Origin of the sequence: Campylobacter parajejuni, assembly GCF_046764905.1 — a bacterium.
GTDB lineage: Bacteria > Campylobacterota > Campylobacteria > Campylobacterales > Campylobacteraceae > Campylobacter_D.
Genome location: NZ_JBKORB010000026.1, coordinates 1 through 918 on the forward strand (window position 1 = coordinate 1; position 918 = coordinate 918).

The 918-nt window shown below is 32.6% G+C and carries 1 pseudogene; it reads left to right on the forward strand.

The window, feature by feature from the left end:
• Positions 1–918, forward strand: a pseudogene (locus tag ACLL8X_RS09270) (Eco57I restriction-modification methylase domain-containing protein); the annotation flags it as partial.

Below are 918 nucleotides of genomic sequence, written 5' to 3' on the forward strand. Positions count from 1 at the left end.
ATTTCAAAGGCTTTGATTTGGTTATTGGTAATCCACCTTATATAAGACAAGAAGAAATCAAAGAGCTAAAACCGCATTTGGCAAAACATTATGAAATATATAAAGGCACGAGTGATATTTATACTTATTTTTATGAGCTAGGATTTAAAATTTTAGCAAATGGGGGGGGGGGGTACTCAGTTTTATAACTTCCAATAAATACACCCGTGCAGGATACGGCGAAGCCTTGCGTGAGTTTTTGCTTAAAAACACTAAGATTTTAGAATATATTGATTTAAATGGTGTAAAAGTTTTTGATAATGCTACAGTGGATACTTCTATACTTAGTTTTAAAAAGCTTAAGGCTAAGAATTCTAGCTTTAAATACCTTGCTTTAAGCAGCGAAATTTTAAAAGCTTGCAAAGATAATATTTCTTTGTGTAAGGATTTTAAAGAGCTTTCGCAAGAAACTTTAAGCAAAGAAGGTTTTAGTTTTAGCGATGAGAGTGTAGCTTTGCTAAAAACCAAGATAGAACGCATAGGCACTCCGCTTAAAGACTGGTATGGGCTTAATATCAACTACGGGATAAAAACGGGTTTAAACGAAGCCTTTGTCATCAGCACGGAAAAAAGAAATGAAATTTTAGCAAATTGTAAAGATGAAGCTGAAAAAGAACGCACTGCTAAACTCATAAGAAAAATGTTGCGAGGCAGGGATATAAAAAGATATAGCTATGAATGGGCGGGGCTTTGGGTAATCAATACCCATAATGGCTATAAAAATGAAAATGGAAAAAAAGTTAAGGCTATAAATATAGAGGATTTCCCAAGTTTAAAAAAACATTTTGATGAATTTTATCCCCAATTAGAAAAAAGAGCTGATAAAGGAGTAACTCCTTATAATCTTAGAAATTGTGCTTATTTAGATGAATTTGAAAA